Source organism: Janthinobacterium sp. GW821-FHT03C08 (genome assembly GCF_059420905.1).
Window position 1 is genome coordinate 1 of sequence record NZ_JBWKUP010000017.1, and the last position, 14,667, is coordinate 14,667.

At 63.1% G+C, this 14,667-nt stretch carries 15 protein-coding genes; all 15 read right to left on the minus strand.

Annotated features, from left to right (window positions below):
* Positions 1-1,052, minus strand: a 1,052-nt coding sequence (locus AC07VL_RS22290) for a hypothetical protein (RefSeq protein ID WP_494807788.1), incomplete at its 3' end; no start/stop codon positions are given.
* Positions 1,049-2,518, minus strand: coding sequence for a hypothetical protein (locus tag AC07VL_RS22295; RefSeq protein ID WP_494807789.1), 1,470 nt, complete (start codon positions 2,516-2,518; stop codon positions 1,049-1,051). The genes AC07VL_RS22290 and AC07VL_RS22295, both read right to left, overlap by 4 nt.
* Positions 2,515-7,662, minus strand: a complete 5,148-nt coding sequence (locus tag AC07VL_RS22300) for a tape measure protein (protein WP_494807790.1) — start codon at positions 7,660-7,662, stop codon at positions 2,515-2,517. Before AC07VL_RS22300 ends, AC07VL_RS22295 begins: the two co-directional genes overlap by 4 nt.
* Positions 7,663-7,726: 64 nt before the next feature.
* The gene (locus AC07VL_RS22305) at positions 7,727-8,095 is read right to left on the minus strand and encodes a phage tail assembly chaperone (RefSeq protein ID WP_494807791.1); all 369 of its coding nucleotides are present in this window, start codon (positions 8,093-8,095) and stop codon (positions 7,727-7,729) included.
* A gap of 56 nt (positions 8,096-8,151) precedes the next feature.
* The gene (locus tag AC07VL_RS22310) at positions 8,152-8,580 is read right to left on the minus strand and encodes a hypothetical protein (protein WP_494807792.1); all 429 of its coding nucleotides are present in this window, start codon (positions 8,578-8,580) and stop codon (positions 8,152-8,154) included.
* A gap of 112 nt (positions 8,581-8,692) precedes the next feature.
* Positions 8,693-9,145: a hypothetical protein gene (locus tag AC07VL_RS22315; RefSeq protein WP_494807793.1), complete on the minus strand. Its 453-nt coding sequence runs from the start codon at positions 9,143-9,145 to the stop codon at positions 8,693-8,695.
* 72 nt (positions 9,146-9,217) lie between these two features.
* On the minus strand, positions 9,218-9,625 hold the full coding sequence (gene gp17 / locus AC07VL_RS22320) for a tail completion protein gp17 (RefSeq protein WP_494807794.1): 408 nt from the start codon (positions 9,623-9,625) through the stop codon (positions 9,218-9,220).
* Positions 9,622-9,843, minus strand: coding sequence for a hypothetical protein (locus tag AC07VL_RS22325; protein WP_494807795.1), 222 nt, complete (start codon positions 9,841-9,843; stop codon positions 9,622-9,624). Before AC07VL_RS22325 ends, gp17 begins: the two co-directional genes overlap by 4 nt.
* A 7-nt stretch (positions 9,844-9,850) precedes the next feature.
* On the minus strand, positions 9,851-10,336 hold the full coding sequence (locus AC07VL_RS22330; protein ID WP_494807796.1) for an HK97-gp10 family putative phage morphogenesis protein: 486 nt from the start codon (positions 10,334-10,336) through the stop codon (positions 9,851-9,853).
* Positions 10,336-10,683, minus strand: a complete 348-nt coding sequence (locus AC07VL_RS22335; RefSeq protein ID WP_494807797.1) for a head-tail adaptor protein — start codon at positions 10,681-10,683, stop codon at positions 10,336-10,338. The genes AC07VL_RS22330 and AC07VL_RS22335 overlap by 1 nt, the downstream gene beginning before the upstream one ends.
* Positions 10,683-11,024, minus strand: a complete 342-nt coding sequence (locus AC07VL_RS22340; RefSeq protein WP_494807798.1) for a head-tail connector protein — start codon at positions 11,022-11,024, stop codon at positions 10,683-10,685. Before AC07VL_RS22340 ends, AC07VL_RS22335 begins: the two co-directional genes overlap by 1 nt.
* Before the next feature lie 3 nt (positions 11,025-11,027).
* Complete coding sequence (locus AC07VL_RS22345) at positions 11,028-11,189, minus strand: hypothetical protein (RefSeq protein ID WP_494807799.1); 162 nt, start codon at positions 11,187-11,189, stop codon at positions 11,028-11,030.
* 51 nt (positions 11,190-11,240) lie between these two features.
* Positions 11,241-12,527 carry a phage major capsid protein gene (locus tag AC07VL_RS22350; RefSeq protein ID WP_494807800.1) on the minus strand — a complete coding sequence of 429 codons (1,287 nt, stop codon included), beginning with the start codon at positions 12,525-12,527 and terminating at the stop codon, positions 11,241-11,243.
* Complete coding sequence (locus AC07VL_RS22355) at positions 12,527-13,375, minus strand: head maturation protease, ClpP-related (protein WP_494807801.1); 849 nt, start codon at positions 13,373-13,375, stop codon at positions 12,527-12,529. The genes AC07VL_RS22350 and AC07VL_RS22355 overlap by 1 nt, the downstream gene beginning before the upstream one ends.
* Positions 13,353-14,666, minus strand: coding sequence for a phage portal protein (locus tag AC07VL_RS22360; protein ID WP_494807802.1), 1,314 nt, complete (start codon positions 14,664-14,666; stop codon positions 13,353-13,355). Before AC07VL_RS22360 ends, AC07VL_RS22355 begins: the two co-directional genes overlap by 23 nt.
* Position 14,667 lies beyond the last annotated feature (1 nt).

The window sequence follows — 14,667 nt, forward strand, 5'->3', positions numbered from 1 at the left end:
CTCTCGATCGGCACCGCCTTGTTGTAGGCCAGGCCGATATAGCTCATGCCGACGGGCGAGTCCGAAAAGCCGCCGCCCACGGCGCTATTTGCATACTTGACCCAGGTATAGGTCGTCACGCCATCGGCGGCCAGCCGCGCGGCAGCCGCCCATTCGCTGGCCGGGATGTCATCGGTGGCGCCGCGCGCGGCGGCCGTGGCTCCCGACGTGAACAGGTAGGCGCCGCCCGCCACCGGCACCTGCGTCGACCAGCCATTGTTCAGGCCCGTCAGCGCGCCCGTGGCAAAGGTGAATGTGCACGTCGCGCTCGGCAGCGCCGGCGCGATGCTGCTCGCGCCGCGCTGATAGATGCGCACCGGCGCCACGTTCAGGCCATCGACGCCGTTCGCGCCAGGTACACCATCGGTCCCAGCCGTGCCGTCCCTGGCCAGCAGCACGGCCGCAGTCCACTCATTGGCAGCGATGTTGTCCGTGGCGTTGCGCGAACTGGCGCCCGCCACGCGCACATACAGCGGCGAAGTACCGGCCGGGATATTCTTCGACCAGCCATTCGCCAAGTCATTGCCGGCCGGCGCCGTGATGGCCGCGCTGGCAAAGGTATAGATCACATCGCCCGGGGAATCGACGGGCACGGCGACGGCACGCTTGTAGGCGAAGGCTTGCGCGGTGTTGATGCCGGCCAGGCCCGTGTCGCCCGCCACGCCATCGAATACCTTGCTGACCATATAGCTGGCGATGTAGTCGACGCCGAATTCGCGGATGCGCGCCTGCACGGTGGCCATGTCGGTCGTCATGCTGGCAAAATTGACCGTGGCCACGTTGCCGTTGACCGTCAGCGTCGTGCCAGCCGACACCGAAAAAACGATATCACCCACCACATTCACGGGCTTGGCCGTGATGGCAATCGAGGCGGGCGACCCGGCGCCCCTACTGTCGACGCGAAACACGGGTGTGGCGCCGGACATCAGGATGGCCTTACCGTCTGCCGTGGTGCTGAAGCGCACAGCCGACGCCTGCAAGCGCTTGTCGCGCGAACCCCCGATGGCGCTCATGCCAGCACTCCCACCGTCACGCGGCCATCGAGCCACCGGTGCGACAGCAGCACCACCACGCCCGGCACGCCATCTTGCAGGCCGTAGCGGCGATTGCGCAGCACCACGGGCTGCCCCAATTCCAGCATCATCATTTCAGGTTTGCCTTCAAATTCGTAAATGGTGCGTTGCACCTTGTTCAGCGCCAGGCGCCGGGCCGCTTCCGCCGCCGCATCCTCGTCCTGCTTGAGGCAGGTTTCGATCTGCGGCGGGTCGTCGGTCAGGCGGTAACGCGTGCGCACCGCCTCGTCGACGGCCGTGACCGTCATCCATTCCGTCGCATACATGTCGGCGTGCTCGGCCGGGATGCTCGTGGTCAGGCTGGGCTGCAATGTGTAGTTCCGGTCGTAGGCGATCTTGACGGCCGCCACCACCGGCAAGCGCTCCACCTGGCGCAGCGAGCCCTGCATCATCTGCGCGGGTCCGATGTCCACCGGCACGCCGGCCGCCGGCAGCGCGACCTGCACCAGTCGCAGTTGGCCGGTGCGCGACATGACCGCCTGCGCGCCTACGCTGGCCGCCAGTTGCTGGATGGCCTCGGCCTGATTCATCCGGTCCGCCACGTACAGGCCTACCAGCTGCTGGTGGGAGGCATCGAAGGCGGCCAGGTTGGCCAGATCCAGGTCGGCCAGCGTGAAGCGGTCGGCCGCCTTGCCATAGGCGGTAGCGATGCGCTGCACCAGCGGCGCGATGCGTGGCAGGTAGCCGCCGCCCTTGTCGCCCTGCACGCTGACCGTGATCGTGGTGGAAAACGGATCGCTGGTCAGGTTGAAGCGCCCCGCTTGGTCGTTCAGGGCCACGGCAATCGGCTTGCCATTGGTGCGCACCTCGAAACTCGACTCGACGGCCCCCAGGAAGCCATACTCCAGCGTGGCTGGATTCGTCAGCAGGGGCGCCACGTTGAAGCATTCACCGAAAGGAACCGGCAAGGTCACATCCTTGTTAGACGTCGTGCCGCCCAGCTTGGCCTCGGTAATCGGCGTATCCAGGCGCTGCATCTTGTCGCGCAGCGCCAGGTTGATCGATTCGGGGCCAGCGCTGCTGACATCGGCGACCAGGCCATCGAAGACCAGGCGGAAGTCCGCGCGCGGCCAGCGCAGGTCGCCGAACCAGACCTTGATCGACCGATTGCGCCAGACGTCGGCCAGCCAGCCGTCGAGCGAGCCGTCGGTGTTGGCCAGCTCGATATCGCCGCCCGACAGGCCCGCTTCGCCCGTCAGGCTGATCTGCTCCGTGAAGGCCAGGCCCCCCGTGGCCAGGGCCAGATACGCGGTGTTGGGCGGCACTTCCAACGGGCCGGTGATATACGAGCGCGAAGCGATATACCGCGTCACTTCGGCGCCTGCCACGCTCACCTGCACCTCGATCAGGGCCGTGCGGTGCGCCGCGTCATCCTGCAGCCATTCCAGAAATTGCCCATCGTTCATTTCGAAAACTCCACTTGTTTTGCCCACGCAGAGGACTTAGTTGATTTTTCGACGCCGGCCACGATCTCCTTGGCTGCCTGCTTGTTGGCGTCATAGTTGCTGGCGATTTGAGCACCGGCATTTTTGTTGGCGTCCGCATTCAGCTTGTCGATCTTCTCGTTCAGCTTCTTGTTGTCCTCGCGCAGACCACGGATTTCCGCAACGAGCGCATCCGATCCGGCATTCGATCCAGCTGAATACCGGGCGGCATCGAAGACCACCGGCGCGGGAGTGCTCGACAAAGCGGCCGAAGCGGCAACCGCCGGCGCATTGGTAAATTCCACGCGCAGGCCGCTCGACACGCCCATCGCCGCCTGCAGGTTGGCGATGGCTTGCGCCACCGTCAGCACGCTGTCGTTGATGGTGATCAGGCCCGATACCTGCGCCGTCAGGGCATCCAGGCTGGCCTGCTGCACGTCGACCTGCATGCCCGCCCATTTCAGCGCCTCGTCGTTGGCCGCCATCACGCGGGCGTAATCGGCCACATACTTGGCGTCCGAGGCGTTGACCACCTGCGAGGCAGCCAGGAATGCCTGCTCGGCTGCCGACAGGCCGGACTGCGCCGTCGTGTCGCCGGCATTCGCCGCCGCCAGGGTCTTCTCGAACTGGGCCCGCGCCTCGGCATACTTCTGCTCCGGCGTCAGCGTCGACTGGGCGCCCAGGGCCACGCTGGCGTTCAGGCCGTTGAGCGTGGTCACCCACGACTTTGACCTGTCCAGCGCCGTCTTGGCCGCCGCCGATTCCGTGTCGTAGGCCTTGGCCAGTGCATCCTTGGCCGATACCACGGCCTTGGCTGCCTGCACCTGGTCGAACAGTGCACGATTGACGTCGGCGATGCCGGCGCGCTGGATAGCCAGCAGCTGCGTTTCGCTTTTCGTCAGTTCGTTCAGCTGCTTCTGCAGATCCATGTGCTCGCTGGCGATCTCGCTGGCGGTTTTCACCACAGCGGCGTAATCGCCAGTCGCTGCCGCCAGTTGGTTGGTGTAGTCAGCCCCCGCCTTGAACGCGGGTGCCAGGGCCAGCAACTTGATATACATCTCCTGCCCGCTCGTGCTCGACAGGTCCAGGCCCAGCACCACCTGCTTGTACTGGTCGACCGTTTTTACGCCCGACATATTCAGCGCCGCCAGCGTGTCGGCGACGCTCGACAAAACCGGCGCCATCTGCTCGGCCTCGGTCAGGAAGTTTTCGGCAAAGAACTGAGTGCCGCTGGTCAGCGCGTCGAGGGTACCCGCCAGCTTGACCAGGTTTTCGCGTGCACCGATGGTGGCCACGCCCACCGCGCCGAAGGCATCTTGCGACGTGCGGCCGATAAGCTGCAGCGCGGCGTCGACGCCAGCGTAGTTCCCGGCTACGCGCTGCAGGGTCGCGCTGAGTTCTTCGTTGCCGATCTTGAACTGACCGAGACTCGGGACCAGCTCCAGCGCTATCGCATTGCCTACGCCCTCGAAGAACTTGGTGACGGCACCCAGCCTGTCCGCTTCCGTGGTGAGGCCGGTCAGGTTGATATTCAGCGCCTGGGTGCGCGTGGCCAGGCTGGCCGTGTCGACGCCCAGCGTATTGGCCAGCGTTGCGGACACATTGCGGATAGCCGCGTAGGTCTCCACGAACGCCGCCGACGTGGTGGCGTCGACCGCACTGGTGTCAGTGCCTGATTTGTCGCTGCGGAACCAGCCTCCTTTCTGCGACCATTTGGCGTAGTCGTTACCGGTGAACCCGGTCCCGGTCAACGTGCCTGTGATGCCGGTCTCGCCGTATTTCTTGTCACCCATGCCGAACAAGCGATTGCCAATGCCCCCAATCACGCCGCCCAGCGCCCCACCGATGGCGGCACCGATCGGGCCGCCCATGAACGCGCCAGCCACCGCACCAATGGCGGTACCGCCAATCACCGTGGCATTGCTGCCGAACTGGCCGGAAATAAGCTTTCCGCCCAGCACTCCGGCAGCGATGCCAGCAGCTGCCGTCAATGCCGCACCAGCGTAGGCGCCGGCCGTGACCGCGCCAGCGCTACCGATGCCTCCCGATGCCGCGTACAGGCCAGCAGCATCAGCAGCACCCACCAGGCCGGTACTGCCCAGGCCGGCACCGAAGGCCTCGATCGCGGTCGAGCCAAACAGCGTGCCCAGGCTGACCACACTGGTGCCCAGGCCTGCTGTCAGGCCAGCAAAACCCTGCGTGGCGATGGTGTAGGCAGTCTTGGCGCTCTGCACCAGACCGCCGACGCCACCCAGCCCACCGGCCGCGCCGGTACCGCCCAGGCCACCAGCAGAGGCAATGCCTGCTACGCCGGTACCGGATACAGAGGCGCCGATATTCAGGATCCATTTTTTGATGGTCATCTGATACAGCAGGTCGAGCAGGCCGTTTTTCAGCGTGTCGCGCAGGCGGTCAAATGCGGATTTTCCACTGTCGAAAATCGACACAAACGTATCGTGCGCCGTCGAATCGATCGATTCCCACATTTTGCGGTTGGCCTCGATCTCGGGCTTGGCCAACTGGTTGCTGTACCAGATCGAGTACTCTTCCTGCACGCGCTTCTGCGCCTCGGTACCGGCGCCGGCCAGGGCGATACGCTCCTGCCACATGGCCGCGTCGATTTTCAGCAGTGCGGCGGCGCGCGCCTTTTCATCGAACAGCGACTCGGCAGCGAAGCGGCGATTCTCGTCGGCGAGCTGGGCGGCATAGCCCAGCGCCTTGGTCTGCGCCAGCGTGGCCTGCTCGACGCGCACGCGCACGGCTGCCTCTTCCGTCAGGCGCTTGATCTGGTCCTCAGTAACTACCTTGCCGGCCAATTTTTCCTGAAGCAGGAATTTCTCCAGCGAAGTTTGTTCGCGGACCGCCACCATGGCCAATTCACGCGCATCGCTGGACTTGCCCATCATTTGATATTCCACCGCAAGCGCCGCAGCGGAGTCCTGGCGGGCCAGCGTGCTCTCCTGAATACGCGCAGATACGTCCTTTTCCGTGGCTCGAGCCTTGGCGATCTTTTCCTCAGCTGCCAGCTCGTCCAGCGCCGCACGCGCCACAACTAGGTGCGCGTCAGCCAGTTTCAGCTTGCCTGTCTTGATTTCCTCTTCCAGCTTGATGCGCAACTTCTGGCTCTCGGTCGCATCGACGTCAGTGGCGTTCTCCAGGCGGCCAGCCTCAATCTTCTCGCGGATGCTGGCGATCAACGTGGCATAGGCCTGCTCTTCCTTCTTCAATCCTGCCGCAGCGCCCTTGTCGGCATACTTCAAATTGATACGGCCCAAGATGTCGGCGTACTGCTCCGCATTCAGATTGCGCGTTTTCAGATCGGCGATCTCGGCCGCACGCTGTTCTTCACGGGTGGCGTAGGTCTTTTTCCACTCGTTATAGGCTTCGTTTCCCGTGACCTTCGCAACATCGGCCGCGCCCTTGGTGGCCTTTGCTTGCTTTTCAAGCAACTCGTTAATCTGCTTGTTCAACTCAATGCGCTTGAAAATCGCATCGTCGTTGCTGATTCCTGCAAAATCACCAGTGCGCGCATTGAGGTCGCCCATCCTTTTGGTTGCCGCCTCCAACTGCTTGATAATGGGCAGTTCCTTTTCCGCCTGTTGATTGGTCAGGCCCAAGTTTTTCAACTGCAGAAGGTTTTCCTGTTTATCAATCTGCGCATCAAGGGCCTTGATGATACGAGCGTGGGATTCCTCGAAAGACTCCGCAGCTTGATCACTGGCGACTTTGGCCTTTTTCCCGAAAACCTCCCACGCCAGAGCAGCAGTACCAAGTAGCAGAATGATGGCCCCGATCGGACCGCCCAAAAGACCAATCGCTTTGGATGCGACACCGGCAGCCGTAATGCCTGCAGCAGTTACGCCATTTAACGCAGCTTGAGCGGCAACCTGAGCAGCTGTCGCAGCTGTAAGTTGCCCAATAGCCGCCACCTTGGCGCGGTCAAGTGCTGCTGACTCTGTCAAGTATGCCGCGCGCAACGTTTCTGCGACGGCAAGTTCAGCGGTGGCCAAGCGCAACGTGCGCAGTGCGAAACTCAATGCGCCAGCAGCACTTGCGGCAGCAATTGCTGCTTGGGCGGCAACCATGTCAGCATTGGCCGAGCGAAGCCTGACAAGTGTAGCCTCATGAGTAACGGCAAGACCGGCGATTGCCGCCTGCGACTGAGCCACAAGAGACGTAGTTCTTGCCATTTCTGCTTCAGCTTGTGCCACTGTTGCTGCACGCAGGGCAATGCTCGCCGAAACCTGCTGATACGTTTTAGTCACCCATGTTGCCAACCACGTACCGATCTGGTACGCCGTCAAGGTCTTGAGGATGATGACCAGTCCGCCCAAATTCTCAGACAGCAGCCGAATAGCGCCAGTAATAAGCGCCACAGTGCCGTTTGCCTGTGCCTGTATGCCAAAAAATTCCAGCATTTCGTTCTTGAGCACTGTAAATGCGCCAGCGATCGTCTGGATGTTTTTACTTTCCTCACGCAGCGACTCCAGTGCCTTCGGCAGCACCGTAGCCATGATATTGGAGGTGATCTGCCCCTCCCCCGCCATTGCCTTGAGCGCGCCCACCGGCAGGCCCATGCCATCTGCCAGCGCTTTCATCAGCCGCGGCGCGGCCTCGTTGACGGCGTTGAATTCCTCACCGCGCAGCGTGCCGGAGGCGAAGGCCTGCGACAGTTGCAACTGAGCGGAAGCCGATTCCGTCGCCGTGGCGCCGCTCACACGCAGCGCCAGGTTGACGGTCTCGGTGATGTCGGCCACCTGCTTTTGCGTCGTCCCGAGTTCCCGCGTGCCATTGGCAATTCGGGCGTACAGCACCCCCGTGCTGGCCAGGTCCTGCTGCGACGTCCTCGCAATACGCTTGACGGCGTCATAGGACGCCGCATAGTCGGCCGCTGACGTCGACGCCAGGCGCAACTGCGCCGTGAACTTGGCGTATTCATCGGCCATTTTGATGATTTCGGCCAGACCGGCGCCAATGCCGATGCCGGCCAGCGCCGTCTTCATGGCATTGGCGGCCGCATTGATCTTGTCCTGGGTTTCCGTGACGACGCGGCGCGCCTGGGTCATGTCGGCCTGCAGCCGGGCAATGTCGGCGCGCAGCCGGATCTCAAGATCGCCAACAATCATCGCGTATCCAATAAAAAAGCCACCTCATGGGTGGCAGACGAAAAAAGACCGCCACGTGGACGGTCTATGCAAGAAACAACTCAAGGGCGCGTGCTGCTGCGCGGTCGTGGCTGATGCGCACGGCAACCGATCCACTCCAAGGCGGCCGGCAGTCGCGCTGCGTGGCGCGGTGCGATTCGGCCAGGTAGTCGACAGACAGGCGCCGAAGTAGGCGTGCCTCCCAGGGCGCAAGCTCAAACCCGCGCGCGGCCTGCCAGGCGGCCATCTCGGAAAACGTCACCGGTCCGGCGCCCATGCCGGCCGCCACGGTCGGGCCCAGCTCGTACAGATAGGCAATCAGGTACTCGCCCTCGTCGAATGGCGGCATTTCAATCTCGCCGCCATCGCGCTCAATGCGCTCGCGGCGAGACAGCTTGACGGCATCGGCGGGCACGCCGTTCTTTGCCTCTGGCACAGCGCCGAGCCAGGCACTGTGCCGTACGAACAGGCTTAGTTCGTCGCCGAGGCCTTCGTAAAATTTGCCCAGTCATTCAGGTAGGCGTTGACCTGGGTGGCGATGAAGCCAATGGTGGTGTCCAGGTAGACGGCCTTGTACAGCGCTTCGCCGGCCAGCAAGTCATAACCGATGTTCTCGAACGAATGCGTGAGCTGGGTCAGCGTATCGGCGCTTTCCTGCGCCTTGTCGTCGGCCGACTGATCTTCCTTGCCTTTTTTCTTCAGGCGGGTGAACAGCTTGTTGTTGTTGGCCGCCTGTACCTTGGCGTATTTCTTGGAGCCGGGACCGTACAGCGTGATGCGCATCGGCTTATTGGTGTCGGGCTTGCCATCGGCGCCATCGGCGTACATCAGCTCATCGTTGGCATCCTTCAGGTGCAGGACGGCGGTTTCTTCTACTGCGAATTTACGGATATCGGTCATGGTGTTTCCTTTCGAGGGAGATAAAAATGCCCGTGTCAGGCCCGCCCGCCCCTCGAAGGGCGAAGCGGGCCTGGTCGGTGCTGGGGTGGCCTGAGGCCGTAGGGGTTGCCGCTTACGCGGTGAGGGTGTCGGTCTGGCGCAGCAGGGTGAAGGCGCCTTTGACCGTGTCGTTGCTGGTGCCCAGGTTTTCGATGAATTTGGAAACCTGCGCCGTGAAGTAGCGCACGCCGCCGCCCTGCTTTTCCAGCTTGAAAGCGGGAATGGTGTAGTTGTTGGCGGCCGCTTCGACGATCATCTGACCGGCGTCATCTTCGACCCAGGCACATTCCATTTCCGCGTTCGGCAGCTTGTAGCTGCCCTTTTTCTCGCGGTCGTGTGCATTGCCGACCGTCGACAGCGTGGAGGTGCTGTATTCGCGGCCTTTCACGCCGCCGACGTTGGTGATGTCACCGACCTCGACCCAGGTGAGCGCCGCGAAGGCGGCGACCGTGTCGGTTGCCGGACGGGTCGCGCAGACAAACAGCTTGGTTCCGGCGACTGTTTCGAAATCGTTTTCGAATGCCATTTTGATACCTTTCAATAAAAAAGCCCGCACGCAGATTGCGGTACGGGCGGGCTGGAAAACCTGATGAAATTGCTAATTTGCTTCGACAAAGACCACTTTGAAGTCGCGCGACTGCTGATAAACGCCGGCCTCGTCGTCGGTCATATCGGGGCCAACCACATCGCGCATCACGCTGCGCACGGCAACTCCGGCCACGGTGCCGGTATGCGCGCCCGTGCCCAGCCGGGCCGCCTGCAGCACGGCCTTCTGTTCTGGGTAGGCGCTGGCGTGCACGGTAACCTGGACGCGCGCGGTGACCTGCACGGCGCGCTGGCCCCGCGACACGGTGGGTAACTCGACCCGGCTGATTTCCGTCAGTCCGATGGCCGGCAGCGGCATGCCCTGCGGCACGGTACCGGCCACGATGCGGGCCGCCGGCACCAGGCCCAGCACCGGCGCATGCGCGGCCAGCAGCGCGCGGATCACTTTGATGGCGCTCATTTCTTGGCCCGGGCCTTGCGGACGGGTGCGGCCGGCGCATGGTCACTGCCAGTGGTGGCGTCGATGACTTCGACAGCCTCGGCGCGGCGAATGTAGGCAGCAGCACGGCGCTGGCCGCGCGCAGCGTCGGTCATGTTGTATTCGGTACCGGCCTGCAGCTCGATCACGGTCACGCCATCGATCGAGCCGGGCATGGTTTTGAGCATCTTGATTTTCATGGTGGTCCTAATCGGTTTCGGCAGCTGGCACATTGATGCCCTCGGCAGTCAGGCGCTTGCGGATCTGCGCGCCCACGGCAGCGATGGCGGCGTCGGGCTTGGTGTCGAACGCCGGCCGCATATATGGGCGCGGCTTGGCGCCCGGGTGGTCAACCACCATGGCGCGGGTCTGGCCGATGACCAGGGCGCCCTTCTTCTTCGGCACGATCTTGTGCGGCTTGGTGCCGAACTCGACCATGTGCCCGTACCAGGCGCGCTTGTTGCCAACGCGCACCGATGCTGTCACGCGGCCGCCCTTGGCCTTGGTCACCACGCGCACGCTGCGGCGCAGCTCGCCGCTGTCGACCGGGATGTTTTCCCGCACCTCGGCCTTGAACACGTTGGCGCCCTGGCGCAGCGCCGAGCGCATGATGTTGCTCTCGATCTTGGCCGGCAAGGATTTGAGGAAGTCGTCCAGCGCCTTGCCGCCGGTGATGTTGCGGTCATCTGCCATTATTGCCCCTGGGTTGAATACTGCTCGATAGTCATTTCCAGCCATTCCCGGCGGCCAATCTCGGCCGGTCCACCGACGATCTGGAAAACCACGTCGGCTTCGCCATGCAGTGTGATGCGCATGGCGGAGGTGATGCCGCGTAGATAACGTATGCGCAGGCGCGCCGGGCGCGTGGCCACGGCCAGACCGTCCTGCACTGTTTCCGACTTGCTGGGCAAGGCGTCCTGCACCTGGGCCGGCACGCGCGTGGCGAACGGCGCCCAACCGCCAGGCTGCGGCCCATACTCACCCTCGACCATGCCCGGGCGCTCAATGGTGATGCGACGGTCCAGCTGTCCGGCGCGCATCAGACGCCATTCCCGATGCGGTGCGGGCGCAGCAGCTCGCGCGAGCCCAGCGGCAGCCCCGCCACCGACACCGCCAGCACGCTGTCCTCGCGGTTCTCGTACATGTCGCCGAACAGCTTCAGGATGCCGACCTTGATATCATCCGTAATCACCATCGGGAACAGGCCGGCGGTACCGGCATCGACAGCGGCCGCCATCGCTGCCGCGTCGACGAACACCTGACGGTTCAGGTAGGCCAGCGCGGCGCCTTCGGCGGCCGACAGGATCAGGGCGATCACATCGTCCTCATCGTTGCCGACGATGCGCTGGTAGCCCTTGGCCAACTCAAGTGTCAGGAACATGAATTACTTGTCCTTTTTCTTCGACTCAGTCGCTTCAGGCATTTCGAGCACTTCCAGGCTCAGCGCCGCGTCAACCAGCTCGGGCGGGCATTCCTCGCCCGGCTGGAACGTTTCTGGGTAGATCTCACCATCGCGTACGCCACGGAACTCTTTGCTGAAAATCATGGTTACTCCTTTCAAGGGTCGCGCCGGGCCAGGGAGGCCCGGCGTATGGGGTTAGGCTGCGATCTTGTGAGCTTTGAGCACGTCCGGGTTAAGCAGGCCGCCACCAACGCGTTTGGTGGTGTAGAAGTGCACGTACGGCTTGTTGGTGAATGGATCGCGCAGCACACGCACACCGGTGCGGTCGACGATCAGGTATCCGCGTTTGAAGTCGCCAAACACGATCGGCGTCGAATTGGCGGCAACATCGGGCATGCCCGCCATCTCGGCGATGCCGTAGCCCAGCACGGTGGCCGGCGCACCAGCTTCGAAAGACGGCTGCCACAGGTAATTGCCTTGGCCATCTTTCAGCTTGCGGATTGCCGCCTGGGTATTGCGGTTCATCGCAGCGCGGGCATTGGCCGTGTACTCACCGGGCAAGGCATACACCAGGTCGATCAGGCCGTCAGCGGTCAGCGTCGCCGCCGCGCCGCTCTTGACGGTCTTGATATCGCCCCAGGGATGGGCCGCCGCGTTGGCGCCGCCGGTGATGTAGGTCAGCAGGCCGTTCGGTTTGTTGATGCCATTGCCGGTCAGGAAGGCAACGCCTTCCTGAATCGAAAACTCGGTTTCCACTTCCGCCGCCAGCCACGCTTCCAGATTCACCGCAGCGTCGTCGAGCATCTGCTGCGTGGCGGCAGGGTTCGCGTAGAGCTCGCCGGTGTTGTACGCCAGGCTGCCCAAGGTAGGCCCGTTGGTTTCAGGGCGTGGCGCCGTTTCGCCCACCCAGCCGGAACTGGTGCCACGGTTATTAAACAGCTTGCTGAAGCCGTTGGTGCTGATCGATTGAATGGCACACAGGGCACGCATCGGCGACACCACCAGCAGACGGTCGGTGATGGTGCGGTCCCACTCGACCGGCGCCAGATAGCCGCCTTCGCTGGCCGTACCCTTGTTCAGCGAGGCCTGCACTTCGCCTTTTTTGAAGTGGGCGCGGAATGCTTCGGTGTACTCCTTGTCCTTCAGCTGGTTACCGCCACCATTCATGGCGGCCGCAACCATCAGCTCGTTGGCAGCATCGACCGATGCCTGCAGCTTGGCGATTTCTGCGTTGATGTTGTCGACTTTCAACGCCTGCAGGGCATCAGCGTTGCCCTTCTTGACGTCTTCCAGTTGCTTTGTGTGCTCTTCCTTGAAGGCGTGAAATGCCTTGTTCAGATCGGTGATCAGGGCATTTACGTCGCCGTCGGCGCGCACCGCCACAATACCGCGCGGGATAGGTTGGCTGGCCTGGTCAGCGTGCGCCGCCAGGGCGCTGGCGATCATCGCCGTGGCGATGCTGGTCATCATTACTTTTTTCATTACTTGCCTTTCAGATTGTTGATCAGGGTTTGCAGTGACGCTGCTACTTCTTTGGTGCCAGCGCTCGGCGTGGCGATTTTTCCAGCAGCGCCCGGCGTGCCAGAAAACAGGGACTTGATGGCTTCGCGGCGCACCGAACGGGAATGCCCCGCCCGGGCCATGGCCGCTTCCACCATCGCAAGATATTTCGTGTCGGCGCTGGCCTCTGGGTCGTGGCCCATCTGCTCGCGTGCCAGGATGCCGCTGGCGAAGCCCTGCTCGACGGCTTGCGTCGCGCCTAGCCAGCTTTCCTTGTCCATCATGGCGGCCGCCTCGGCCGCGCTCAGCCCGGACCGGGCGGCGTAGACCGAGGCCATGGCCGCATCGAACGGCGCCAGCTGCTCGGATGCCTTGATCATGTCGTGGCGGTTGCCGATCGCCATGGCCCAGGCGTTGTGGATCATCAGGAAAGCGCCGTCACCCATCAGGATCTCGTCGCCGGCCATGGCGATCACGGATGCGGCCGAAGCCGCGATGCCCATCACCTTGACGGTCACCTTGGCCTTGTGCTCGCGCAGCAGGTTGTAGATCGCCACGCCTTGGAAGAAGTCGCCGCCGGGCGAATTGACGTTCACCGTCACGTCGCGCACGCCGATATTGCGCAGGGCGGCGGAAATACGCTTGGTTGTCACACCTTCGCCGTCATACGAGTCGCCAATGCGGTCGTAGATGGAAATGGTGGCGGCGCCGTCGTCGGCCGCGGCGCGGATACCCGGCTCCCAACGTTCAAGCGCATCAGGGCGCATATCGAACTGGATGTTGCCCAGGCCCTGGGCGGCGTTGATCTCAGGCAGTTTTAACAGGGTCATTGGATGTCTTCGCTTGGTTGGTGGGCGCACGCAGCTCGTCGGCGCCCTTGTCATTGGAGCGGGCCAGGTCTTGCAGATCACGCACTTCGTTTTGTGTCATCCATGGCGCGTGGCCGCCGGAGCCCAGCGCCTTGGTGAAGAATTCGGCCTGGTCCTTCAGGGTGCCGCGCAGCAGCGCGCGCTCGTTGAATTTGGCGCGCAACTTCTTGTTGTCGTCCTTCGACAGCAGGGTGCGCTCGATGCCCTGCTCCCAGATCGTGAACCAGTGCTGCAGCGAGAACTGGACGAACAGGATGGCCAACTGCTCGATGCCGCTGCCCCAGGAGGTGTCGTCCATCATCAGTAGCGGGCGCGGCACCCCCATGGCGCGGGCTATTTCCTCGATCTGGTGATTGCGGTTTTCAAGGTGCTGAGAATCGGCGGCCGTGTTGGCAAACTGTTCGGCCTTCAAGCCCTCTTCGAGGATCATCCATTTGCCGGCATTCTCAGCGCCGGTCTTGTCGTTGATCGAGTCTTGCAGGCGACCAAAGGCTTTATCACTGAGCGCGTTGGCCGCCGACAGCGCGCCGCCGGCCATCACCCCATTCTTGAACAGCCTCGCGGCGGCCTTCTCGGCCTGCTGCGCGATGCCGATGGCTTCATGCGCCAGGCGCACCCGGGACAGACCCACCACGCCATCTTCGGACAGGTCGCGCAGGTGAAATACTTCTTCCGCCTTCAGAGGGACCGGATGGCCATCCTTGCGGGTGTACGTATAGACCATGTTCCAGCTGTCATCCAACTCAGCCTTGACACGGCCCGGGCACATCGGGATCAGGCGCAACACCTGGCCGCGCGACCAGATGACGCGCGCATAGGCGTTACCATGCATCATCACACGCAGCTGCATCAGCGCCTTGAATTCGTAGGCCGTCTGCCAGTTGTTCGGCTTGGCCTTCAAAATGTCATACAGCGGGTGGTCGGTGGCATAACGCTTTTCGTCACCGCGCTCGACCAGGTTGAGCGGCAGCATGCCGATCGATTCCGAGATCAGCGTGACGCAGCGCAACAGGGCCATGTTCTGCAGCGCCTTCGACGCATTGACGTAGGCGCCCGACGCGGTGCCGCTACCGGTGCGCATGAAGGCCAGCAAGTCAGGATCGTCCAGGCCGGCAAACAGGTGGCCGGTCGATGCCTGGACGCTGGGCGCCGCCGGCGCTGCCGCGACCGGCACAGGCGCCACTTCAATATCGGCCGGACGTGACTGTGCCTCCGGCGCTGTAGCTGGCCGGAAGAAATCTAAAAAGCTCATG